Source organism: Nocardioides glacieisoli (genome assembly GCF_004137245.1).
Taxonomy (GTDB): Bacteria; Actinomycetota; Actinomycetes; order Propionibacteriales; family Nocardioidaceae; genus Nocardioides; species Nocardioides glacieisoli.
Window position 1 is genome coordinate 41,315 of record NZ_SDWS01000001.1, and the last position, 22,254, is coordinate 63,568.

22 protein-coding genes and 2 tRNA genes are annotated in these 22,254 nt (G+C 71.3%); 13 read left to right on the top strand and 11 right to left on the bottom strand.

Annotated features, from left to right (window positions below; genetic code table 11):
• Nucleotides 1–25 precede the first annotated feature (25 nt).
• Entirely contained in the window at nucleotides 26–1,096 is a 1,071-nt protein-coding gene (locus tag EUA06_RS00215; protein WP_207208145.1) for a MerR family transcriptional regulator, read from the top strand.
• Between the two features lie 54 nt (nucleotides 1,097–1,150).
• Here the strand turns inward: EUA06_RS00215 and EUA06_RS00220 are convergent.
• Nucleotides 1,151–1,226 (bottom strand) — tRNA-His (locus EUA06_RS00220).
• A 60-nt stretch (nucleotides 1,227–1,286) separates the two neighbouring features.
• Nucleotides 1,287–1,931: an oligoribonuclease gene (orn, locus tag EUA06_RS00225; protein WP_129473015.1), complete on the bottom strand. Its 645-nt coding sequence runs from the start codon at nucleotides 1,929–1,931 to the stop codon at nucleotides 1,287–1,289.
• A 72-nt stretch (nucleotides 1,932–2,003) separates the two neighbouring features.
• Between orn and EUA06_RS00230 the strand changes: the two genes are divergently transcribed.
• From EUA06_RS00230 to EUA06_RS00240, 3 genes are read left to right on the top strand one after another with little or no spacing between them, the layout of a single operon-like run.
• Nucleotides 2,004–2,567 (top strand): MauE/DoxX family redox-associated membrane protein, encoded by a 564-nt coding sequence (locus tag EUA06_RS00230; RefSeq protein WP_242497884.1) that lies wholly within the window; start codon nucleotides 2,004–2,006, stop codon nucleotides 2,565–2,567.
• Entirely contained in the window at nucleotides 2,533–3,312 is a 780-nt protein-coding gene (locus EUA06_RS00235) for a DsbA family protein (protein ID WP_129473016.1), read from the top strand. The genes EUA06_RS00230 and EUA06_RS00235 overlap by 35 nt, the downstream gene beginning before the upstream one ends.
• A gap of 25 nt (nucleotides 3,313–3,337) precedes the next feature.
• A complete protein-coding gene (locus tag EUA06_RS00240; protein ID WP_207208146.1) occupies nucleotides 3,338–4,363 on the top strand; it encodes an adenosine deaminase in 1,026 nt (341 codons plus the stop codon).
• Nucleotides 4,364–4,642: 279 nt separating this feature from the next.
• On the opposite strand, the gene EUA06_RS00245 is transcribed toward EUA06_RS00240, so the two are convergent.
• Nucleotides 4,643–4,718 (bottom strand) — tRNA-Arg (locus tag EUA06_RS00245).
• An 84-nt stretch (nucleotides 4,719–4,802) separates the two neighbouring features.
• The gene (locus tag EUA06_RS00250; protein ID WP_129473017.1) at nucleotides 4,803–6,212 is read right to left on the bottom strand and encodes a dicarboxylate/amino acid:cation symporter; all 1,410 of its coding nucleotides are present in this window, start codon (nucleotides 6,210–6,212) and stop codon (nucleotides 4,803–4,805) included.
• 271 nt (nucleotides 6,213–6,483) lie between these two features.
• Between EUA06_RS00250 and EUA06_RS00255 the strand changes: the two genes are divergently transcribed.
• Together EUA06_RS00255 and EUA06_RS00260 are read left to right on the top strand one after the other, a co-directional pair.
• Complete coding sequence (locus EUA06_RS00255) at nucleotides 6,484–7,083, top strand: hypothetical protein (RefSeq protein WP_129473018.1); 600 nt, start codon at nucleotides 6,484–6,486, stop codon at nucleotides 7,081–7,083.
• Nucleotides 7,084–7,287: 204 nt separating this feature from the next.
• Nucleotides 7,288–7,509, top strand: coding sequence for a hypothetical protein (locus EUA06_RS00260; protein WP_129473019.1), 222 nt, complete (start codon nucleotides 7,288–7,290; stop codon nucleotides 7,507–7,509).
• Nucleotides 7,510–7,519: 10 nt separating this feature from the next.
• On the opposite strand, the gene EUA06_RS00265 is transcribed toward EUA06_RS00260, so the two are convergent.
• The gene (locus tag EUA06_RS00265) at nucleotides 7,520–8,590 is read right to left on the bottom strand and encodes a methyltransferase domain-containing protein (protein WP_242497885.1); all 1,071 of its coding nucleotides are present in this window, start codon (nucleotides 8,588–8,590) and stop codon (nucleotides 7,520–7,522) included.
• A 53-nt stretch (nucleotides 8,591–8,643) separates the two neighbouring features.
• On the bottom strand, nucleotides 8,644–10,044 hold the full coding sequence (locus tag EUA06_RS00270) for an aminopeptidase P family protein (RefSeq protein ID WP_242497886.1): 1,401 nt from the start codon (nucleotides 10,042–10,044) through the stop codon (nucleotides 8,644–8,646).
• 104 nt (nucleotides 10,045–10,148) lie between these two features.
• Between EUA06_RS00270 and EUA06_RS00275 the strand changes: the two genes are divergently transcribed.
• From EUA06_RS00275 to ettA, 5 genes are all read left to right on the top strand, one after another.
• On the top strand, nucleotides 10,149–11,267 hold the full coding sequence (locus EUA06_RS00275; RefSeq protein ID WP_129473021.1) for a PrsW family intramembrane metalloprotease: 1,119 nt from the start codon (nucleotides 10,149–10,151) through the stop codon (nucleotides 11,265–11,267).
• A complete protein-coding gene (locus EUA06_RS00280; RefSeq protein WP_242497887.1) occupies nucleotides 11,264–13,066 on the top strand; it encodes a dynamin family protein in 1,803 nt (600 codons plus the stop codon). Before EUA06_RS00275 ends, EUA06_RS00280 begins: the two co-directional genes overlap by 4 nt.
• Before the next feature lie 42 nt (nucleotides 13,067–13,108).
• On the top strand, nucleotides 13,109–14,764 hold the full coding sequence (locus tag EUA06_RS00285) for a YfjP family GTPase (RefSeq protein ID WP_129473022.1): 1,656 nt from the start codon (nucleotides 13,109–13,111) through the stop codon (nucleotides 14,762–14,764).
• Between the two features lie 148 nt (nucleotides 14,765–14,912).
• On the top strand, nucleotides 14,913–15,314 hold the full coding sequence (locus tag EUA06_RS00290; protein WP_165354200.1) for a single-stranded DNA-binding protein: 402 nt from the start codon (nucleotides 14,913–14,915) through the stop codon (nucleotides 15,312–15,314).
• 63 nt (nucleotides 15,315–15,377) lie between these two features.
• The gene (gene ettA / locus EUA06_RS00295) at nucleotides 15,378–17,060 is read left to right on the top strand and encodes an energy-dependent translational throttle protein EttA (protein WP_129473024.1); all 1,683 of its coding nucleotides are present in this window, start codon (nucleotides 15,378–15,380) and stop codon (nucleotides 17,058–17,060) included.
• A 93-nt stretch (nucleotides 17,061–17,153) separates the two neighbouring features.
• Here ettA and EUA06_RS00300 read toward each other — a convergent pair whose 3' ends face one another.
• The 3 genes from EUA06_RS00300 to EUA06_RS00310 all read right to left on the bottom strand — a co-directional run bounded on the left by EUA06_RS00300 (nucleotide 17,154) and on the right by EUA06_RS00310 (nucleotide 19,544).
• Complete coding sequence (locus EUA06_RS00300) at nucleotides 17,154–17,642, bottom strand: MarR family winged helix-turn-helix transcriptional regulator (RefSeq protein ID WP_129473025.1); 489 nt, start codon at nucleotides 17,640–17,642, stop codon at nucleotides 17,154–17,156.
• A 20-nt stretch (nucleotides 17,643–17,662) separates the two neighbouring features.
• Nucleotides 17,663–18,874, bottom strand: a complete 1,212-nt coding sequence (locus EUA06_RS00305) for an acetyl-CoA C-acetyltransferase (protein WP_129473026.1) — start codon at nucleotides 18,872–18,874, stop codon at nucleotides 17,663–17,665.
• Between the two features lie 61 nt (nucleotides 18,875–18,935).
• Entirely contained in the window at nucleotides 18,936–19,544 is a 609-nt protein-coding gene (locus EUA06_RS00310) for a TetR/AcrR family transcriptional regulator (RefSeq protein ID WP_165354201.1), read from the bottom strand.
• A gap of 122 nt (nucleotides 19,545–19,666) precedes the next feature.
• Between EUA06_RS00310 and EUA06_RS00315 the strand changes: the two genes are divergently transcribed.
• Nucleotides 19,667–19,849, top strand: a complete 183-nt coding sequence (locus EUA06_RS00315; RefSeq protein ID WP_129473028.1) for a hypothetical protein — start codon at nucleotides 19,667–19,669, stop codon at nucleotides 19,847–19,849.
• A 47-nt stretch (nucleotides 19,850–19,896) separates the two neighbouring features.
• On the top strand, nucleotides 19,897–20,763 hold the full coding sequence (locus EUA06_RS00320) for an acyl-CoA thioesterase (RefSeq protein ID WP_129473029.1): 867 nt from the start codon (nucleotides 19,897–19,899) through the stop codon (nucleotides 20,761–20,763).
• Nucleotides 20,764–20,767: 4 nt separating this feature from the next.
• Here EUA06_RS00320 and EUA06_RS00325 read toward each other — a convergent pair whose 3' ends face one another.
• Complete coding sequence (locus EUA06_RS00325; RefSeq protein ID WP_129473030.1) at nucleotides 20,768–21,145, bottom strand: globin; 378 nt, start codon at nucleotides 21,143–21,145, stop codon at nucleotides 20,768–20,770.
• A 24-nt stretch (nucleotides 21,146–21,169) separates the two neighbouring features.
• The gene (locus EUA06_RS00330) at nucleotides 21,170–22,243 is read right to left on the bottom strand and encodes a mechanosensitive ion channel family protein (protein ID WP_242497888.1); all 1,074 of its coding nucleotides are present in this window, start codon (nucleotides 22,241–22,243) and stop codon (nucleotides 21,170–21,172) included.
• Between the last annotated feature and the right edge of the window lie 11 nt (nucleotides 22,244–22,254).

Below are 22,254 nucleotides of genomic sequence, written 5' to 3' on the forward strand. Positions count from 1 at the left end.
GGGTCCCGGTCACGAGAGGACGACGATGCTGACGATCGGCGAGTTCGCGCAGGCGACCGGCCTGACGGCCAAGGCGCTGCGGCTCTACGACGACCTGGGGCTGCTGGCCCCGGCCGACGTGGACGAGCGCACCGGCTACCGGCGCTACACGCTCGACCAGGTGGACCGCGCCAGGCTGGTCGCCCGGCTGCGTTCCGCGGGCGTGCCGCTGCGGCGGATCGCCACGATCGTCGGGCTGGACGACCGCGAGGCCGCAGCGGCCGAGCTGCTGTCCTACTGGCGCCAGGTCGAGGCGGACACCGCCTCGGCCCGCCAGGTCGTCGCCACCCTCGTGTCGCAGATGAGAGGACACGACACCATGCAACCGACCACGAGCACGACCCTCAGGCCCACTGCCCGATCGGCCCACCGCGCCGGGCAGGGCGGCCGCTCGCTCGACCTCGACCGGGTCTACCCCCGGGAGCACCGCATCGCCGCGCAGGTCACGGGCCAGCGGCTCTTCGCGGTGGCCGACGGCTACGGCTACGAGGGGGCCGCCGACGCGGCGCTCGACGCGCTCGAGGCGCTCGACGACGTCGAGGCGTACGCCGATCCGCTGGGCGCGCTCGACGAGGCCGTCAGCCGGGCCGCCGAGGCCGTGGCCGGACGCGACGCAGAGGCCGGCGGCACGACCCTCACCGCGCTGTTGCTCTCGGGCGACCGCGCCCTCGTCGCCCACGTCGGTGACTCACGGGCGTACGTCGTCCGCGACGGCGGCCTCGAGCGGCTGACCCGCGACCACACGGTCGTCCAGTCCCTCATCGACGAGGGCAGGCTCACCGAGGACGAGGCGCGCGCCGACGAGAACCGTGCGCTGCTCAACCGGGCGCTCGCACCGGGCTCACCCGCCGCGCCGGACCTGTCGGTGCGGCCGGTGCTGCCGGGTGACCGGTTCGTCCTGACCACCGACGGGGTGCACAGCGTCCTCGAGCCGAGGCACCTCGCCGAGGTGCTGCTGACTCCCGGCACGCCGGACGACGTGGCTCGCGCGGTCGAGGAGGCGGTCCTGGCGGCCGGCGCGCCCGACAACTACGGCGTCGTGGTCGTGGACGTGTGACGCAGACGCGAAATTGCTCGAGGCCCTGACCTGACGGTCAGGGCCTCGAGCTCCTGGGGTGAGTAACGGGACTTGAACCCGCGACATCCGCCACCACAAGGCGGCGCTCTACCAGCTGAGCTATACCCACCATGTCTGCTCGCCCGTCATGGTTTCCCAGTCGGCGAGGACGACGTGAAGTGTAGGGCAATCAGGCGCCGGAGCTGGAATCCGGTCCGCCGTCGGCATGGAGTCCGGTCAGCTGCCCGCCGTGGCGCGCCGCGATCTCCTTGGCCTGGGCGCTGTCCGGGCCGGGATGGGGCACGAAGACGGCCTCGCGGTAGTAGCGCAGCTCCTCGATGCTCTCCTGGATGTCGGCCAGGGCACGGTGGTTGCCGCGCTTGGTCGGCGCGGCGAAGTAGGCGCGGGGATACCACCGGCGCGACAGCTCCTTGATCGAGGAGACGTCGACGATCCGGTAGTGGAGGAAGGACTCGAGCGCCTGCATGTCGCGCGCGAGGAACGCCCGGTCGGTCGCGACCGTGTTGCCGGCGAGCGGCGGCCGGCTGCCCTCGGGGCAGTGCTCGTGGACGTAGGCCAGCACCTGCTCCTCGGCGTCCGCGAGGGTCGTGCCCGCGTCGAGCTCCTCGAGCAGGCCGGACTTCTCGTGCATGCTGCGCACGAAGTCGATCATCTGGTCGAGGGCCTCCGGCGACGGCTTGATGATCACGTCGATGCCCTCACCGAGGACGTTGAGCTCGAAGTCCGTGACGAGCGCGGCGACCTCGATCAGCGCGTCCGCGCCGAGGTCGAGGCCGGTCATCTCGCAGTCGATCCACACCAGTCTGTCGCTCACGACGGGCAACCCTACTGCTCCCTCCCGGACGCTCTCAGGGACGACTCAGGCTCACCTCCTAACCTTCGGGGTGTGAACGGAGGTGTGAGCGAGGGCGTGAAGGACTGGTTCGGCCTCCTCGCGCGCCTGGTGACCGGTGGCGTGTGGATCGTGGCCGGCGCCCTCAAGCTGCCGCATCCCGCCGACAGCGTGCGCGCGGTCCGGGCGTACGACCTCCTGCCGGAGGCGGTCGTCCCCGCAGTCGGCCACCTGCTGCCCGTCCTCGAGGTCGTGATCGGGCTCTGCCTGGTCGTCGGCGTCCTGGTGCGCGGCACGTCCGTGGTGTCGGCGCTGCTGTTCGTCGCGTTCATCATCGGCATCGCCAGCGCGTGGGCGCGCGGGCTGTCGATCGACTGCGGCTGCTTCGGCGGCGGGGGCTACATCCCCGACGCCTCGGCGAAGTACCCCGGCGAGATCGCCCGCGACGTGGGACTTCTGGCCCTGTCAGCGTGGCTGGTCGTCCGGCCACGTTCGCGACTGGCGCTCGACTCCGTCCTGTTCAGCTCCGGCTCCGACCCCGACACTGATCCCGAAGACGACCCCGAAACCGAAGGAAGCCTCGATGGCGCAGAAGAAGACCTCGCACAGGACCGCTGAGGAGAAGGCGGCGACCGCGGCGAAGCGGGACGCCCGGCGGGCCCGGACCGAGCGCGCCCGCGAGCAGGCCGAGGAGCGCCGCAAGGCCGCCAAGCGCAAGGAGCAGCTGACCCGCTTCGGGCTGGTCGCCGGTGTGCTGGTGCTGATCGTGGGCGGCTACTTCCTGATCACCAACCTGGGGTCCGACAAGCCCGACACCCCGCCGGCCGGTGCCAGCGAGGACTACGGCCTGGTGATCGGCGACGCTGACGCGCCGAAGGAGATCGTGGTCTACGAGGACTTCCTCTGCCCGTTCTGCGGCGACCTCGAGACCACGGTGCGCGACCAGCTGGACGCCGCTGTCGAGGCCGGCGAGGTCAGCGTCGAGTACCGGCCGCTGCCGTTCCTCGAGGGGATCGACGACTACTCGCCCGAGTCCGCCAACGCCTTCGCCGTCGTCCTCGACGCGTCCGGCCCGGAGGTCGCCAAGACCTTCCACGACCTGCTCTTCGACAACCAGCCCTCGGAGCGGGGCCCGTTCCCCAGCGACGACGACCTCGTCGACCTCGCCGTCGAGGCGGGTGCGACCGAGGCCGACGTACGTCCCGGCATCGAGGACATGGCCTTCGAGGGCTGGGTCGACGCGGCCGGTGAGGCGGCGTCCCAGGCTGGCATCAACTCGACGCCGTCGGTGTTCGTCGACGGGGAGAAGATCGAGGGTGAGGGGCTCACGATCGCCGATATCGCCCAGCGGATGGTCGGCTGACACCCCTCCTGAAACACTGTCGGGCGTGAGCCTCCAGCCCTTCATCGCCGGCCTGCCGAAGGCCGAGCTGCACGTGCACCACGTCGGGTCAGCGTCGCCGCGGATCGTCTCCGAGCTCGCGGCGCGCCACCCTGATGCCGGGGTGCCGAGCGACCTCGGCGACCTCAAGCAGTTCTTCACGTTCCGCGACTTCGCCCACTTCATCGACGTCTACCTCGCGGTCGTCGACCTGGTGCGCACGCCCGAGGACCTCCGGCTGCTGACCTACGAGGTGGCGCGCGAGATGGCCGAGGGCCAGAACCTCCGCTACGCCGAGCTCACCTGCACGCCGTACACCTCGGTGGTGCGCGGGATCGCGATCGAGGCCTACACCGAGGCGATCGAGGACGCGCGCATCGCGGCGGAGCGCGACTTCGGCCTGGTGCTGCGCTGGATCTACGACATCCCGGGCGAGTCCGGGGTCCCCGCTGCCGACGCGACCCTGGAGTACGCCCTCCGGCACCGGACCGACGCCCTGGTGGGCTTCGGCCTGGGCGGGCCCGAGATCGGCGTGCCGCGGGCGCAGTTCGCCGAGCACTTCGACCGGGCGCGCGCTGCCGGGCTCCACTCGGTGCCCCACGCCGGGGAGACCACCGGCCCGGAGACGATCTGGGAGTCGGTGCATCTGCTGGGCGCCGAGCGGATCGGGCACGGTGTCTCCGCCGCGCAGGACCCCGAGCTGCTGGCGCACCTCGCCGAGACCGGGATCGTCCTCGAGGTCTGCCCGACCTCCAACATCGCGACCCGTGCCGTGGACCGGATCGAGGACCACCCGCTGCGGACCTTCGTCGATGCGGGCGTCACGGTGACGATCAACTCCGACGACCCGCCGATGTTTGCGACGTCCCTCAACCACGACTACGAGGTCGCGGCCGGGCTGCTCGACCTCGACGAGTCCGGCGTCGCCGAGCTGGCCCGCTCCGCGGTCGACGCGTCGTTCGCGCCGGACGACGTGAAGGCCCGCATCGGTGCCGAGATCGACGCCTACGCCGTCTCCGCGCGGCGTGTCTGAGGCGACACGCCGAGACCCGTGAACTTCCCCCGCAGAAGGGGTTGTGGTGCGGGTCACATCAGGGATAGAACTGGGGGTGTTGGAAGGACTTCGGTCCGGAAGACACCGAAACCCCGGCAACTCATACTTGCCGGGGTTTCACCTATTTCGGCGGCCCGCGCGGCGGCTGGCTCGGAAATTGATTCGGCCCCGCAACCTCATACGTGGCGGGGCCTGACCACATCCTGAAGGTTTGCTGCGCGTGGGGCGGGGAGGTGGCCCCGCGTGTCGCGGAGCCGATGGCACCCCCGGCAGGATTCGAACCTGCAACCAACGGAGTAGAAATCCGTCGCGCTATCCGTTGCGCCACGGGGGCCGGCGGCAACCAGTATCCCAGCGCGGCCGGGCAGGCGACGATCCGGCCGCAGGTGGCAGCCGGATCGTCGCCTCCGAGATGTGGTCAGGCGGAGGCCGTGACGGGCTCCTGGCCCGGAGCCACGTTGTCGGTCGTCGCGTCCTCGCGCCAGGCCGTGCGCCCGCGCGGCGCGTCGTACGTCGCCAGGTCGAGGATGCCCTCGCGCTTGGCCACGATGGTCGGGACGAGCGCCTGGCCGGCGACGTTGACGGCGGTGCGGCCCATGTCGAGGATCGGGTCGATCGCCAGCAGCAGGCCGACGCCCTCGAGGGGCAGGCCGAGCGTCGACAGCGTGAGCGTCAGCATGACGGTCGCGCCGGTGACGCCGGCGGTGGCGGCCGAGCCGATCACTGAGACGAACGCGATCAGGACGTAGTCGGTGACCGACAGGTCGAGGCCGAAGAACTGCGCCACGAAGATCGCCGAGATCGCCGGGTAGATCGAGGCGCAGCCGTCCATCTTGGTGGTCGCGCCGAGCGGCACCGCGAAGGAGGCGTACGACCGGGGCACGCCGAGGTTGCGCTCGGTCACCGACTCGGTGACGGGCATCGTGCCGACCGACGAGCGGGACACGAAGGCCAGCGAGATCGCGGGCCAGGCGCCGGAGAAGAACTGCTTGACCGACAGCCCGTTGAGGCGCAGCAGGACCGGGTAGACGCCGAGCAGCACGATCAGCAGGCCGGCGTAGATGGCCAGGGTGAACGTGCCCAGCGAGCTGAGCGCGTCCCAGCCGTAGCTGGCGACCGCGTTGCCGAGCAGGCCGACCGTCGCGATCGGCGCGAGCAGGATGATCCACCACAGCACCTTCTGCACGACGGTGAGTGCCGAGCGGACGAAGGCGAGGAACGGGTCGGCAGCCTCGCCGACCTTCAGCGTGGCGATGCCGACGGCGATCGCGATGACGAGGATCTGCAGCACGTTGAACGAGAAGCCGACGGTGCCGTCACCGTTGTCGTACCCCTCGAGGCCGAGCACGTTGGCGGGCACGAGACCGGTGAGGAAGTCGAGCCACGACCCGCTCGACGACGGGGCGGACGCGGCGTCGGACGTCACGCTGGTGTGGTCGCCGGGCTGCAGCACGAGGCCCAGCACGATGCCGATCGACACTGCGATCAGTGCGGTGATGGCGAACCAGGTGAGCGTCTTCCACGCCAGGCGGGCCGCGCCGGTGACGTCACGGAGGTTGGCGATCGAGGCGACGATCGCGAGGAAGACCAAGGGAGGTACGACCGCGCGCAGCAGCGTCACGAACGTGCCGCCGACGGTGTCGAGGGTCTCGGTGAGCCAGTTGGGGTCGACCTCGCCGGTGGACGCGTCGACGCCGTCGGCGCCGATGGAGCGGGCGACCAGGCCGAGGGCCACGCCGAGCACCAGGCCGATCAGGACCTGGACGCCGAACGAGGGGAGCCGGAGGCGGCGGGTGTGCTGCTCCGGCTCGGTAACTGAAGTATTCATACTGGAAAGATAACCTTTCGGAGCGGCACCTCGTCAACGCGAGGTGCCGGTGACGCACGAGTGGGGCGGAGGGTCAGTCGACAGCGCGGTGGGGGCGACAGAGAGCGCTCCCGGTGCGGAGGAGGTCGACGGCACGACGCTGCGTCAGCAGGTCCCCCACGGTGGAGGGGGCGGTCGTGGAAGTGGTCACGTAGAGGCGCAACCGACATGTGTGACAAAGGATTCCGTGGTTCGAGTCACACGTCAGGCGTCGCCTGACTACGGTTCGCCCATGACTCCTCGCTCCGGGCTCCGCCTGCTCGCCGTCGTCCTTCCCCTCGCCCTCCTCGTGCCCGCCGCCGCGCACGCCGAGAAGGTGGTGACCAAGGACGCGGTCGGGGACGTGCTGGTGTTCGAGGGGGAGTCCTTCGAGGATGCCCTGCCGGCTCCGGAGCAGACCAACATCGACGTCGTCCGGACCGCCGTCTCCCACGGCGACAGCCGGCTGCGGGTGCGGGTGCAGTTCCGGGCGCTCGAGCCGCAGGCCTACCAGTTCACGATCATCGAGATCGCCACGTCGGACGCGAAGTACGAGATCTCCGTCGAGCGGCTGGGCGGCAAGCCGGTGGCCAGCCTCAGCCGCCGTCGCGGGGACGTCGAGTGCCGGAGCCTGAAGGCGCAGGTCGACACGAGCGCCGGCGTGCTGACCACGTCCCTTCCCACGTCCTGCCTCGTCAGCCCACGGTGGGTGCGCGTCGGCGTGGGTGCCGTCGCGCTGGACGACGACGAAGCCGTGCAGCCCGACGGTGGCACGGTGTACGCCGACGACGCGCACCGCGCCGGCGAGATCCGCGAGCGGATCGCCTCGGGTCCCAAGGTGCGCCGCGGATGAGTCGCTGACGAAGGCTGCGACTGATCGCCCTCGCCCTGCCTGTCGCGTTCCTGGCGCCTGCTGCGGCGCACGCCGAGAAGGTGACGACGACGGACGCGAACGGCGCCTGCCGCCAGGTTCAGCATCCATGCCAGGCGGACCGGCAGCGGCCGCCTCCAGCCGGAGTTCGTCCTGCGTGGCACCCGACCCTTCCCGTGCCGCGGCGTGCGGGCGTCCGTCGACGACGAGACCAGCACGGTCATGGTCTCGCTCCCCACGTCGTGCCTCGACGCCCCGGAGTGGGTGCGGGTCCGTGTCGGTGCCTACGCCGCCGAGTCCACTGCTGCCGACCCCACGGACCTGGAGATCCTGGCCGACGACGCCCACCGCCGTGGCGACGTACGCAAGGCCGGAGTGACCCTCGGCCCGAAGGTCCGCCGCGGCTGACTCAGCTCACTCACTGGCGCGACAGCAGCACGATCACCTCGTAGTGGGTGGTGTGCGGGAACATGTCGAGCACCCGTGCCTCGACCGGCCGCAGAGACGGCATGAGCGCGAGGTCGCGCTCCAGCGACTCGGCGTTGCACGACGAGTAGACGACGTGGTGCACACCCGACGTCTCCAGCCAGCCTGCGAGGTCGGCACCGATGCCGCGTCGCGGCGGGTTGACGACCACCAGGTCGGGGAGGTCGGGCGCGGCGTCCCAGCCCAGGGCGTACGCCGTCGCGTCCCCGGCGACGAACGACGCCGCCACGCCCAGCTCGGCCGCCGTCGCGGTGGCCGCGTCGATCGCGTCGGCCGACACCTCCACGCCGAGGACCTCGCGCCCGGGGCCGGCGAGGTGGAGCGCGAAGCCGCCGACGCCGCAGTAGAGGTCCCAGATCGTGCGGACGTCCAGCCCCTCGACCCAGGTGCGGGCCTGCTCGTAGAGCGCCTCCGCGACGAACGTGTTGGTCTGGAAGAAGGACCGCGGCCCGAGCTGCAGCGTCACGCCGGTCGCCAGCCGCATCGGCAGCACCGCCGACTCCGTCAGCACGACCTCGCGGTCGCCCTCGAGCACCGCCTTGTGCTCGGGCTGGACGTTGAGCGTCACCACCCGGATACCCGGCACGGCGTCGAGCAGCGCTGGCAGCCGGGAGCGGACCCGCGCCTCGAGGGCGGTCGAGCGCACCACGAGCCGGAGCAGCAGCTCGCCGTCGGGCGACTCGGTCAGGAGGACGTGCTTGAGCTCGCCGCTGCGCGTCGCGACGTCGTACGGCGTCAGACCGGTGCTGCTGATCCAGGAGGCGATGCGGTCGAGCGCCGTCGTGAGCCCGGGGGAGTGCAGGCCGCAGTCACGCAGGTCGACACCGGCGAGGTCGCGGTCGAGGATCCCCAGCGTCGGGGCCTCGACCGTCCCGCCCACCGCCATCTTGGCCTTGTTGCGGAAGCCCGACTCGACGCCCGCGACCGTCGGCAGCCACACCGGGGAGTCGACGAGCGACCGGGCGTGCTCCTCCTTGTCGGAGAGCTGCCGGGCCCGCGGCACCTCCAGCAGCGTGCAGGAGCGGCAGCGGTACGCGTCGTAGTGGTGGCAGTCCACTACCGGCGCAGCCGGCCCATCCACTCCTCGACGTCGGCCGACGTGCGGGGGAGCGAGGCGGAGAGGTTCCGGTTGCCGTCGGCCGTCACGAGGATGTCGTCCTCGATGCGGATGCCGATGCCGCGCAGCTCCTCGGGGACGAGCAGGTCGTCCTCCTGGAAGTAGAGACCGGGCTCGACGGTCAGCACCATGCCCTCGGCGAGGTCACCCTTGGGGTAGATGTCGACCGACGTGCGACCACAGTCGTGGACGTCCATGCCGAGCATGTGCGAGGTGCCGTGGAGGGTCCAGCGGGCGTAGACCTTCGACTCCGGGTCGAGCGCCTCCTGCGCCGACACCGGCAGCAGCTTCATGTCCTCGAGCCCGTGGGCGAGCACCGCCATCGCGGCGTTGTGCGCGGCGAGGAACGGGACGCCCGGACGTACGGCGTCGATGCCGGCCTGCTGCGCCGCGAGGACCAGGTCGTAGAGCTCGCGCTGCAGCGGCGTGAAGGTGCCGTCGACGGGCAGCGTGCGGGTGACGTCGGCGGTGTAGAGGTTGCCGCCCTCGACGCCCATGTCGAGCAGCACCAGCTTGCCGGGCTCGATCGCGCCGGTGTTGTCGATCCAGTGCAGCGTCGTCGCGTGCGAGCCGCCCGCGCAGATCGAGTCGTAGCCGATGTCGTTGCCCATCGCCCGCGCGCGACGGAAGAACGTGCCCTCGATCCAGCGCTCGCCGAACTCGAGCACCCGGTCCCAGTCGCGCACGGAGTCCTCGAAGCCGAGGGCCGTGATGTCGCAGGCCTCCTGCAGCTCACCGACCTCCCAGTCGTCCTTGATCAGGCGCAGCTCGTCGGCGACGCGGCCGAGGTCCTCGTCGGTCGTCACGTCGCGGCTCTTGCGGTCGTCGTCGAAGGACGGCAGGTCCTTGACGTGGCGGACCTCGATGCCGAGCGAGTCGGAGATCTCCTCCGCGGACGGGCGCCGACCGGCCCACAGCTCGCCGTACTGACGGTCGCGGAAGAACTCGTCGGTGTCGCGCTCGGACCGCGGCCGGGCGTAGAGCACCGACTCGCCGTCGTCGATGACGAGGACGGCGTCGGAGGTCTGGTTGCCGGTGAAGTAGGCGTGCGCGGTGTCGGGCCGGAAGCGGTAGTCGGTGTCGTTGGCGCGCACCTTGTAGGTCCCGGCCGGGAGCACGAGCCGCTCGCCGGGGAAGGCGTCGGCGAGCTTCGCGCGACGCGCGGCGGCGGCGTCCGCGACGGGGTGACGCGGCACGTCCAGGGTGCGGTCGCCCCAGCCCTCGCGCATGAAGGCGGCGTAGGCGGCAGGCACGGCCGGGTCGTGGGACTCGGTCTTCGGCTCGTCGGCAGGGCTGGTGACAGGGTTGGCGGCGGGGGTCTCCGCAGTCGGCTCGCTCACGCGGTCACTGTACGCGGCGACGCGGGCCTGCGACCGCGGACCGGGGGCGCCCGTAGGGGTGCGCCGAAACCGGTCGGACGCGGCTGCTCCGTTAGGGTCTGAGCATGCACCGAGGTCGTCGCGACAGTGTCGCGTTCACCGTCGTGGTGGGCATTCTCGTCCTGCTCGGCGGCCTCGCCATGGCCCTGGTCATCGGGCTCTCCGGTGCGCCCGGCTCGCTCGCCATCGCGGCGCTCCTCGCGGCCGTGCCCGTCGGTCCTCTGGTGGGCTGCTTCATGTGGCTCGACCGCTACGAGCCGGAGCCGCGCAACCTGCTCGCCGCGGGCCTGCTCTGGGGTGCGTTCGTCGCGACCGCCGCGGCACTCGTCTTCCAGGGGCTCGGCATCGCGGGCGGCGCCAGCGAGCGCGACAGCCTCGCCGTCGTCGCGCCACTGACGGAGGAGGCCACCAAGGGCGCCTTCCTGCTCCTGCTGCTGTGGTGGCGTCGCCACGAGCTCGACGGCGTCCTCGACGGCATCGTCTACGCCGGCATGGTGGGCATCGGCTTCGCCTTCACCGAGAACATCCTCTACCTCGCGGCGGCCTACGACGGCACGGACGGCCTCGGTCCCGGCGGCACCGAGGCCCTCACCGGCACGTTCATCATCCGCTGCCTGGTCAGCCCGTTCGCCCACCCGCTCTTCACCGTCTTCACCGGCATCGGCGTCGGTCTCGCGATCACCTCGCGTCGCTCCGTCGTACGGTGGCTGGCGCCGGTCGTCGGGTTCCTGGTGGCGGCGCTGCTGCACGGGCTGTGGAACGCCTCGACCCTGTCCGGGACCGGCCACTTCTTCCTCGTCTACGGCACGCTGATGCTCCCGGCGCTGGTCGGCGTCGCGGCCTTCGCGATCTACCGTCGCCGCTCCGAGCGGCCCCTCCTCACCGCGGCCCTGCACGACGCTGCCGACCGCGGCCTCCTGCCGGCCACCGACATCCCGTGGCTCATCGACCTGCGCGCCCGCAGGCACGCCCGCCGCTGGGCGAAGGCTCAGGGCGGCACCCCGGCCGAGCGCGGGATGCGGGAGTACCAGGCGGCTGCGATCGAGCTGGCCTACCTGCACCACCGCTACCTCCGTGGCACCGCGCCCGACGACTTCTCCGTGCGTGGCCAGGAGCACGTCGAGGAGCTGCGGCGCATCCGCCCCTACATCTCCTTCCCCGGACAGGTGGTCCCGACCCGATGACCCCCGACCCGACCAACCCGGCGAAGCAGGCCGGCTCGGATCGCCAGCTGGCCGAGTCCACGACCGCCATGGTGACCGCCCTCGTGCGGATGCGGGGCGCGCTCCAGGAGACCAGGCTGCCCCTCGAGCTGCCCGGTGCCGACGAGCAGCGGACGTCGCGCGCGGAGATGGTCGACCAGCTCGAGGACTACGTCATCCCTCGCCTGATGACCCTCGACGCCCCGCTCCTCGCGGTGGTCGGCGGCTCGACCGGCGCCGGCAAGTCGACGCTGGTCAACTCCCTCGTCGGCACCCGCGTCACCACCCCGGGCGTGCTGCGCCCGACGACGCGCTCGCCGGTGCTGGTGCACCACCCCGACGACGCGCAGTGGTTCGGCCAGGAGGGCCTGCTGCCCGACCTCGAGCGGGTCACCCGCCAGACCAACGACCCCGCGGCGCTCCAGCTGGTGGCGTCGCCTGCGATGACGCCCGGGCTCGCGATCCTCGACGCGCCCGACATCGACTCCGTCGAGGAGCGCAACCGCGTCCTCGCCTCGCAGCTGCTCGCCGCCGCCGACCTCTGGCTCTTCGTCACCTCCGCGGCGAGGTACGCCGACCAGGTGCCGTGGGACTTCCTGCGCAAAGCGGCCGATCGCTCGGCAGCCGTCGCCATCGTGCTCGACCGCACGCCTCCCGACGCCGTCGAGACGATCACGACGCACCTCGCGCGGATGCTCGCCAGCCGCGGCCTCAAGGACTCCCCGCTCTTCACCGTGGAGGAGGGTGAGGTCTCGGAGATGGGGCTGCTGAAGACGTCGGCCGTGATCGAGATCCGGCAGTGGCTGCAGGCGCTCGCCAACGACCAGGAGGCGCGCGCGGCCGTCGTGCAGCAGACGCTCGAGGGTGCCGTGCGCACGCTGGCACGTCGTACGCACCAGGTGGCGGACGCCGCGACCGAGCAGGCCGACGCCGTACGCCGGCTGCGCGAGGACGCCAACGAGGCCTACGACCGCGCGGCCGTCGCGATCGCCGAGGCCTCGGCCGACGGCACGCTGCTGCGCGGCGAGGTGCTCGCGCGCTGGCAGGAGTTCGTCGGCACCGGCGAGCTGCTCAAGTCGCTGGAGACCCGCGTCGGCTGGCTGCGCGACCGGGTGGTCAACGCGGTCAAGGGCAAGCCCCAGCAGGCCGAACGGGTCACCGTCGCCGTCGAGTCCGGGCTCGAGACGCTCATCCTCGAGCACGCCGAGGCGGCCGCCGAGCGCGCCGAGGCGTCGTGGCGCAGCACCGCGGCCGGCCAGATCCTGCTGCGTGACGCAGGGGAGGACCTCGGCCGGGCGTCCCGCGACTTCCGGCGGCGGGCCGAGCGCGTCGTACGTGACTGGCAGTCCGACGTGCTCGACATGGTGCGCACCGAGGGTGCCGACAAGCGCTCGACCGCGCGCTTCCTCGCCTTCGGCGTCAACGGCCTCTCGGTCGCGCTGATGGTCGTGGTCTTCGCGCACACCGCGGGCGTCACCGGTGCCGAGGCGGGTATCGCGGGCGGTTCCGCCCTCCTCGGCCAGAAGCTCCTCGAGGCCGTCTTCGGCGACCAGGCCGTGCGGTCCCTCGCCGAGCGCGCCAGGCAGCGGCTCGAGTCCTCCGTCAGCGAGCTGCTCGACAGCGAGCGCCGGCGCTACACCGACCTGCTCGACAGCCTCGGCATCGAGCCGGAGGCGCCCGAGCGGCTGCGCAAGACCGCCCGCAAGGTCGATGACCTGAGGTTCGCCGCGACACGGGCCCCGCAGGAGTCGGTGTCGGACTCGCGAGACTCGGCCCCCTAGGGTTGGTGGCGCAAACCGCACCACCGGAATCGTGAGGGAGTCATGACGTCGTTGCTCGAAGGGGCCAAGAAGCTGGTCACCCGGAGCTCTGACGTCGGCGCACGGGTCGACGGCCTCGAACGTGCCGCTGCGGGTGCCCGCGGCAGGGTCGACGACGCGATCGTGGACGACGCCGCCGCGGTCGCTGCGCGCGCCGCCGGTCGCCTCAAGCTCTCCGCCGACCACACCGTCGTCGCGCTCGCGGGCGCGACCGGGAGCGGCAAGTCCTCCACCTTCAACGCCCTGGCCGGGCTCGAGCTGTCCGCGGTCGGCGTACGCCGTCCCACCACGTCGTGGGCGACCGCCTGCGTGTGGGGCAAGGAGGGCGCCGAGGAGCTCCTCGAGTGGCTCGGCATCCCGGCCCGCCACCAGGTCACCCGCGACTCGATGCTGTCCCAGGCCGACGAGGACGCCGAGATGCGGGGCGTCGTGCTGCTCGACCTGCCCGACCACGACTCGACCGAGGTCTCGCACCACCTCGAGGTCGACCGGCTGGTGCAGCTCGCCGACATGCTGGTGTGGGTGCTCGACCCGCAGAAGTACGCCGACGCCGCGATCCACGAGCGCTTCCTCCGGCCGCTCGCCGGGCACCACGAGGTGATGCTCGTCGTGCTCAACCACATCGACACGGTGCCGGAGAACCGCCGCGCCAGCATGGTCGAGGACGTCCGCCGGCTGCTCGAGGCCGACGGCCTGACCGGGGTGCCGGTGCTGCCGATCAGTGCACGCCACGGCTGGGGCGTCGACGAGCTGCGGGCGCTGGTGGCCAAGCGCGTCGCGGAGAAGAAGGTGACCCGCTCACGGCTCGAGGCCGACGTGCGGGCTGCCGCCGAACGCCTCCAGGAGGCCACCGGCAGCGGGAAGACGCCGACCCTGTCCAAGGAGCGCGTCGCCGCGCTCGACGACGCCTTCGCCGAGGCCGCCGGCGTGCCGACGGTCGTCAGGGCCGTCGAGGACTCCACGCGGATGCGCGCCAACCGGGCCACCGGCTGGCCGGTGACCGCCTGGTTCTCCCGGCTCAAGCCCGACCCGCTCAAGCGGCTCCACCTCAACCTGGGTGCGGCCGGCAAGGAGCTGACCGGCGCCTCGCGGACCTCCGTCCCGAAGGCGACCGGCGTGCAGCGGGCACGCGTCGACACCGAGGTGCGCGCCCTGGCCGACCAGGTCGGCGAGGGGATGGCCCCGTCGTGGGCGCAGGCCGTGCGCGCCGCGTCCGTCTCGCGGCTGCCCGACCTCGGCGACCGGCTCGACACGGCCGTGTCGTCCACCGACCTCGGCGCCGTGAAGATCCCGGCGTGGGCGGGGCTCGTCCGCGTCCTGCAGTACGTCCTCATCATCGCAGCGGTCGTCGGCGCGGGTTGGCTCGCGCTGCTGGCGTTCGGCTCCTACGCCCGGCTGCCCGAGCCGCCGACGCCGGAGGTGGGGAGCTTCCCGCTCCCGACCCTGCTGCTGCTCGGCGGGATCGGCCTGGGTCTCCTGCTCGCGCTCGTGTGCCGGTGGCTGGTGGCCCTGACCGCCCGGTCGCGGGCGCGCAAGGCCGACAAGCGGTTGCGCGACGCGATCTCCGCGGTGTCGCAGGAGATGGTGGTCGCGCCGATCCAGGCAGAGCTGGAGTCCTACGGCGAGGTCCGCGACGGGCTCGCCGTGGCCCTGCGCTGACACCACGGGCCACGAACCGTCCACAGCGGGGCCTGATCGGGCGTCGTCCACAGCGCCACCCCGGTGCGGGCTGCGGATGTCGGTCGTCGTGCCGAGCCTTGAGGTCATCGCGGCGGACCCACCGCCGCCTCCTCGAGGAGACGTTCCCATGTACGACACCCAGATCACCCTCGCCGGCTGGATCGGCGGCGAGATCACCCTCCGCGAGGTCGCGGCGGGCCGTCACGTCGCGTCCTTCCGGATGGCTTGCACCCCCACCCGCTACCGCGACGGCGAGTGGGTCAAGGGCACCACGTCCTGGCACACCGTCAAGGTGTGGAACCGGCTGGCGCGCCATGTCGCGGCCTCCCTGCACAGCGGCGACCCGGTGGTCGTCCACGGCCGGCTCGTGGCCGACGTGTGGGACCGCGACGGCAAGCCGCAGACCTCGTGGGAGGTGGTGGCCACGTCGGTGGGCCACGACCTCGCCCACGGCACGACGACCTTCAGCAAGCCGGAGGTCGCGCAGGTCGCAGCAGCGGAGGAGGCAGCCGAGCCGCAGGCCGCGTAGGCCGGTCGGCGCACGCACGGCGCGATTGTCGGGGCGGGCGCGCTTCACCGTAGGCTCGACCGCATGGCTGAGTACGTCTTCACGCTGCGCAATGTGCGCAAGGCCCACGGTGACAAGGTCGTCCTCGACAACGTCACCCTCTCGTTCCTCCACGGCGCCAAGATCGGCGTCGTCGGACCCAACGGCACGGGCAAGTCCTCGCTCCTCAAGATCATGGCGCAGCTCGACCACGCCAACAACGGCGACGCGATCCTCGACCCGGACGCGACGGTCGGGATGCTCCAGCAGGAGCCGCCGCTGAGCGAGGGCAAGACCGTCCTGGAGAACGTCGAGGAGGCCGTCGGCGAGATCAAGGGCAAGATGAAGCGCCTCGAAGAGGCCTACATGGAGATGGGCGAGCCCGACGCCGACCAGGACGCGCTCATGGAGGAGACCGGCAACCTCCAGACCGAGCTCGACAACGCCAACGCGTGGGACCTCGACAGCCGCCTCGACCAGGCCATGGACGCCCTGCGCTGCCCGCCGCCCGACGTGCTGGTCGACAACCTGTCCGGTGGTGAGCGCCGCCGCGTCGCGCTGTGCAAGCTGCTGCTCCAGCAGCCCGACCTGCTGCTCCTCGACGAGCCCACCAACCACCTCGACGCCGAGTCGGTCCAGTGGCTCGAGGGCCACCTCGCCAGCTACCCCGGCGCCGTCCTCGCCGTGACCCACGACCGTTACTTCCTCGACAACGTCGCGCAGTGGATCCTCGAGCTCGACCGCGGCAAGGCGCACCCCTACGAGGGCAACTACACGACCTACCTCGAGACCAAGCAGAGCCGCCTCAAGATCGAGGGCCAGAAGGACGCCAAGCGCGCCAAGGTCCTCGAGCGCGAGCTCGAGTGGGTCCGCTCCAACGCCAAGGCCCGCCAGACCAAGAGCAAGTCGCGTCTCGCTCGCTATGAGGAGATGGCGGCCGAGGCCGACCGGATGCGCAAGATCGACACCTCCGAGATCAACATCCCGGCCGGTCCGCGCCTCGGCGACATCGTGCTCGAGGCCGACAACCTCGGGAAGGGCTTCGAGGGCCGCACCCTCATGCACGACGTGTCCTTCAAGCTGCCGCGAGCCGGCATCGTCGGCGTCATCGGTCCCAACGGCGTCGGCAAGACCACGCTGTTCCGGATGATCACGGGCGAGGAGAAGCCCGACACCGGCGACCTCAAGGTCGGCCAGACGGTGAAGATCTCCTACGTCGACCAGAGCCGCGGCGGCATCGACCCCAACAAGAACGTGTGGGAGGTCGTCTCCGACGGGCTGGACTTCATCAAGGTCGCCAACTTCGAGATGAACTCGCGCGCCTACGTCGCCTCCTTCGGCTTCAAGGGTCCCGACCAGCAGAAGAAGGCCGGCGTGCTGTCCGGTGGTGAGCGCAACCGCCTCAACCTCGCACTCACGCTGAAGATGGGCGGCAACATGCTGCTCCTCGACGAGCCCACCAACGACCTCGACGTCGAGACCCTGTCGTCCCTCGAGGACGCCCTGCTCGACTTCCCCGGCTGCGCCGTGGTCACCTCGCACGACCGGTGGTTCCTCGACCGTGTCGCGACCCACATCCTGGCGTGGGAGGGCGACGCGGAGGACCCGGCGAACTGGTTCTGGTTCGAGGGCAACTACGCGGCCTACGAGGAGAACAAGATCGAGCGCCTCGGCATCGAGGCGGCTCGCCCGCACCGGGTCACGCACCGCCGCCTGACGCGCGACTAGGCGGACTCCGCACCCGAGTTCCACGCTTGTCAGCCGAGATCTGGGCTGACAAGCGTGGCGGTCACCGGATATCCGGTGACTCCAGCCAGGACGTCAGCGGATCTCGGACTCCGGGTGCCGCGTGACGAGGTGGTCGGCGACGCTGTCGAAGACCCGGCCGACGGCGGCGAAGTCGTCGTCGGAGACGAGGTCGACGATGTTGCGGCGCACGCTCTCGACGTGGCACGGCGCGGCCTTCACGAGCAGCTCGTGGCCCTGCTGAGTCATCGTCGCCACGACGCCGCGGCCGTCCTCCGGGGTGGTACCGCGGGTGATGAACCCCGCGGCCTCCATCCGGGCGACCGTGTGGGTGACCCGGCTACGGGAGTGCGCCATCGCGTCGGCGAGCTGCGCCATCCGCATCGCCCTCCCGGGCCGCTCGGAGAGCCGCACCAGCACCTCGTACTCGGTGAGCGACATGCCGAACTCCCGGCGCAGGTCGTCGTCGAGCCGCTCCTCGAGCAGCGTCATCCCCATCATCAGGGCGCGCCACGAGTGCTGCTGGTCGTCATCGAGCCAACGGGCTTCCCCGGCGTCCGTCATGGCGGGCAGCCTAGAGCACGTCAGACGCGCTCGAGGATCATCGCCATGCCCTGACCGCCACCCACGCACATGGTGATCAGGCCGGTCGACTTGTCGTGCCAGTCGAGGCTGTTGAGCATCGTGTTCTGCAGCCGGGCGCCGGTCATGCCGAACGGGTGGCCGACGGCGATCGCGCCGCCGTTGACGTTGAGGCGATCGAGGTCGATGCCGAGGTCCTGGTAGGACGGCACGACCTGGGCCGCGAACGCCTCGTTGATCTCGACGAGGTCGATGTCGCCGATCGACATCCCGGCGTAGCGCAGCGCGTTCTTCGTCGCCTCGACCGGACCGAGGCCCATGATCTCGGGGGAGAGTCCGGACACGCCGGTGGAGACGATCCGGGCGAGCGGGGTGAGGCCGAGCTCGGCGGCCTTCGTGTCGGACATGATCACCACAGCCGCGGCGCCGTCGTTGAGGGCGCAGCAGTTGCCGGCGGTGACCACGCCGTCGGGGCGGAAGACCGGGTCGAGACCGGCGATCGCGTCGTACGTCACCCCGGCGCGCGGGCCGTCGTCCTTGCTGACGACCGTGCCGTCAGGCGTCGTGACGGGGGTGATCTCGCGCTCCCAGAAGCCGTCGGCGATGGCCTTCTCGGCGAGGTTCTGCGAGCGGACGGCGAACTCGTCGAGCTCCTTGCGGTCGAGGCCGCGCAGGCGGGCGACGTTCTCGGCGGTCTGGCCCATCGCGATGTAGATGTCGGGAAGGAGGCCGTCCTCGCGGGGGTCGTGCCAGTCCTGGCCGCCCTTGGCGTAGTCGTCCGTGCGCGCGCCGGCGTCCTCGAAGAGCGGGTTGCGGGTGCCGGGGATGTGGTCGGAGGTGCCCTTGGCGAAGCGCGACACCGTCTCGACGCCGGCCGAGACGAAGATGTCGCCCTCGCCCGCCTTGATGGCGTGGAAGGCCATCCGTGTGGTCTGCACCGACGAGGAGCAGTAGCGGGTGACGGTCGCGCCGGGGACCTCGAGCCCGAGCAGCGTGGTGACGACGCGTGCCATGTTGTTGCCGGACTCACCGCCGGGCAGGCCGCAGCCGAGGAGGAGGTCCTCGATCGCGGCGGGGTCGAGGCCGGGGATCTTGTCGAGCGCGGCCTGCACGACGAGGGCCGTCAGGTCGTCGGGCCGGAAGTCCTTGAGCGAGCCCTTGTTGGCACGGCCGATGGGGGAGCGGGCTGCAGAAACGATCACTGCCTCGGGCATGGCGAACTCCGGTTACTCGTGGGTCACTCGGTCACGAGCAGACTAGTCGGCCCCGGTCGGATCAGGCGGGTGCGGGGCCGGGCCCGAGTCCCGTCAGCAGCTGCTCGACGCTCTGGTCGACGAAGTCACGTCGCTGGCCGGGAGAGAGCAAGAGCGAGGCGAGCAGGACACCGTCGAGGGCTGCGATCAGGGTCTCGGCGGACGCGCCGGTCGGCTTCTCGGCCGCCGCGTCGGCTGCGGCGACGACCCCGCGCACCATCTCGACCAGGTCGTCGCGCCACCGCCGGAAGCGTTCGGCGAGAGCGGGGTCGCGCGTGGCGGCGACGCTCAGCTCGAGCCGAGCAGTGAGCAGATCGGGCTCGTCGAGCCAACGGGAGAACAGCAGGGAGACCTCGGCCACCGCCCTCCCGTGGTCGCCCGGGCACGTCGCCAGTCGGGCGCCGAGCGCCTCGACGTCGGCAGCGAGCCGGTCGGCCACGAAGTCGCCGAGCGCTCCGATCAACGACTCGCGCGTGCGGAAGTACGCCGACGAGCTTCCCTCGGGCAGCCCCGCCTGACGGTCGACGGCCCGGTGGGTCAGGCCGCGGTTGCCCAGCTGGGCCAGGACGGTCGTGGCGGCCGACAGGATCTCGCGTCGGCGCGGCGACAGCTCCTCGCGGACGGTGCTCACGGCTGTCCTCACGGTCGGGTCGGCGGTGACGCAGGACACTACCGCGCCGACTTGTGCTACAGATGTAGAAGAGTAGTCTTCTACATACGTAGAAGTCCTACGGAGCCTGGAAAGGAACCGACATGCAGATCCTCGACCCCGCCGTCATCATCACCCTCATGGTCGTCGTGGGCGTGGCCGCCCTCGCCGCCGTCGTCCTGGCCGCAGTCGCCCTGCCCGCCGTCCTCCGGGAGACCCGCAGCGACCGCATGGCTCGCCACGAGTCCATCCCCGCCTACTACGGACGCCTGCACTTCGCCCACTGATCGTCCGGGACGCTCCGTCCCGTCCTGCATCTGCGACGATCGACGGCGTGCGCCATCTCTACCGCTGTCCGCTGAGGTGGGCCGACCTCGACCTCCTCGGCCACGTCAACAACGTCACCTACGTCGACTACCTCCAGGAGGCGCGGGTCGACATGTTCCGCACGCACGCCCCCGACAGCCGGGCGGAAGACCTCGCCGAGGGCGTCGTGGTGGTCCGCCACGAGGTCACCTACGTCTCGTCGCTGACCTTCGGCTTCGAGCCGGTGGCGATCGAGTGCTGGGTCACCGAGATCCGCGCGGCCAGCTTCACCATGGGCTACGAGATCTTCGCGGAGGACGAGTCCGGCGAGCGCACGGTCCACCTGCGCGCCCGCACGGTGCTGACGCCGTACGTCTTCGCGACCGAGCGGCCGCGGCGCCTGCACCCGGAGGAGAAGGAGTCCCTCTCCCGGCTGCTGGAGCCCGACGAGCCGGTTCGCCCGCCGAAGGCACCCGACGTGGTCGAAGCGCCCGGCGGCCGCTACCCCGTCCACGTCCGCTTCAGCGACGTCGACGTCTACGGCCACGTCAACAACGTGAAGTACTTCGAGTACTTCCAGGAGGCGAGGATCCAGCTGATGGTCGCCCAGGGCCGCGAGCTCGGCCAGGAGATGGCAGACGGCTACCACCTCGTCGTCGCGCAGACCGACGTCGACTACAAGCGGCCGATCCTGTTCCGCCCCGAGCCCTACGACTGCCGGACCTGGGTGTCGCGGATCGGCAGCACGTCGGTGGTCTTCGAGTCCGTCGTCCTCGACGACCTCGCCGGCGGCGAAGTGCTAGCCCGCGCCACGGTCGTCGGAGTCTGCATCGACAACGAGACCGGGCGACCGGCGCCGGTGCCCGACGCGTTCCGCGAGCTCGCCGCCCGCTGAGCCGCTACTGCAGCGTGTTGACCATGAACTGGGCGGCGTGGGTGACGTAGTCCCAGAACCGGGCGTCCTGCTCGGGCGTCAGCTCCGCCGCGTCCAGGCCGGCCCGGAAGTGCGTCAGCCAGTGCTGGGCGGCCGCCGGCGTGACCTCGAACGGCGCGTGGCGCATCCGGAGCCGCGGGTGCCCGCGCGTGTCGCCGTACGTCGTCGGGCCGCCCCAGTACTGGATGAGGAACAGCGCGAAGCGCTCCTCGGCCGGCCCGAGGTCCGCCTCGGGGTACATCGGACGCAGCACCTCGTCCGTAGCCACGCCCTCGTAGAAGCGGTGGACGATCGTGCGGATCGTCGCCTCACCGCCGATCTCGTCGTAGAACGTCGTGGTCACGCCACCATTGTCCCGGTCGGGGGGCTACGCCTCCTCGGTGGGCTCGGCGGAGGCGGCCGACGGCGCGCTCTCCTGCCACATCACGCGCTGGGCCACGGCGAGGTCGATGCCCTCGTGCTCGAAGCGTGCCTTGACCCGCTCGCGCATCGCGCGGGCGATGCCCCACTGCTCCATGGGTGCGGTCTTGAGGGTGACCCGGACGACGATGCCGTCGACCCCGAGCGACTCCACGCCCCAGACCTCCGGGGGCTCGATGATCAGGCCCTTGAAGTCCTCGTCCTCCCAGAGGTCGTGCGCGACGTCGTCCAGCACCCGGCGCACCTGGGCCAGGTCCTCGGTGTAGCCGACGGTCACGTCGAGCACGGTGCGCGCCCAGTTCTGGCTCATGTTGCCGACGCGGAGGATCTCGCCGTTGCGGACGTACCAGACGGTGCCGTTGACGTCGCGCAGCCGGGTGACGCGCAGGCTGACGGCCTCGACCGTGCCGGACGCCTCGCCGAGGTCGACCACGTCGCCCACGCCGTACTGGTCCTCGAAGATCATGAAGATGCCGGACAGGAAGTCCTTCACGAGCGCCTGCGAGCCGAAGCCGAGCGCGACGCCGATGATGCCGGCGCTGGCGATCAGGGGCGCGATGTCGTAGCCGAGCTCGGCGATGAACATCAAGGTGACGACGGTGAACACGACGCCGCTGACGATGCTCTTGAGCAGCGTCCCCATCGTGGCCGCTCGCTGCACGCGGCGGGTGTAGGTCGCGTCGTCGCGGAGGTTGAGCGCGGCCCCGGCCCTGCTGCCCGAGATGGCGCGGCTGAGTCGGTTGGGCAGCACGCCGACCTCGGCCCGCTTGACGACCCGGTCGATGACGCGGTGCAGCAGCCACCGGGCGACGAGGCCGATGATGATCAGCCCGATGAGGGCGCTCGGCTTGCCGACGACCCAGTCCGTCACGTTGGCGGCGGTGTCGTTGCCGGTCCAGTCGTAGACGAGGTTGCAGAGGTTGCCGTCGGTGCAGGTGGTGAGGGGCGCGCTGAGTGGAACGGTCTCGCTCCCGGAGACCTCGGTCACGTTCATGATCGGGGTGATGAGGGGGTGAGGCATGCCCGCCAGTA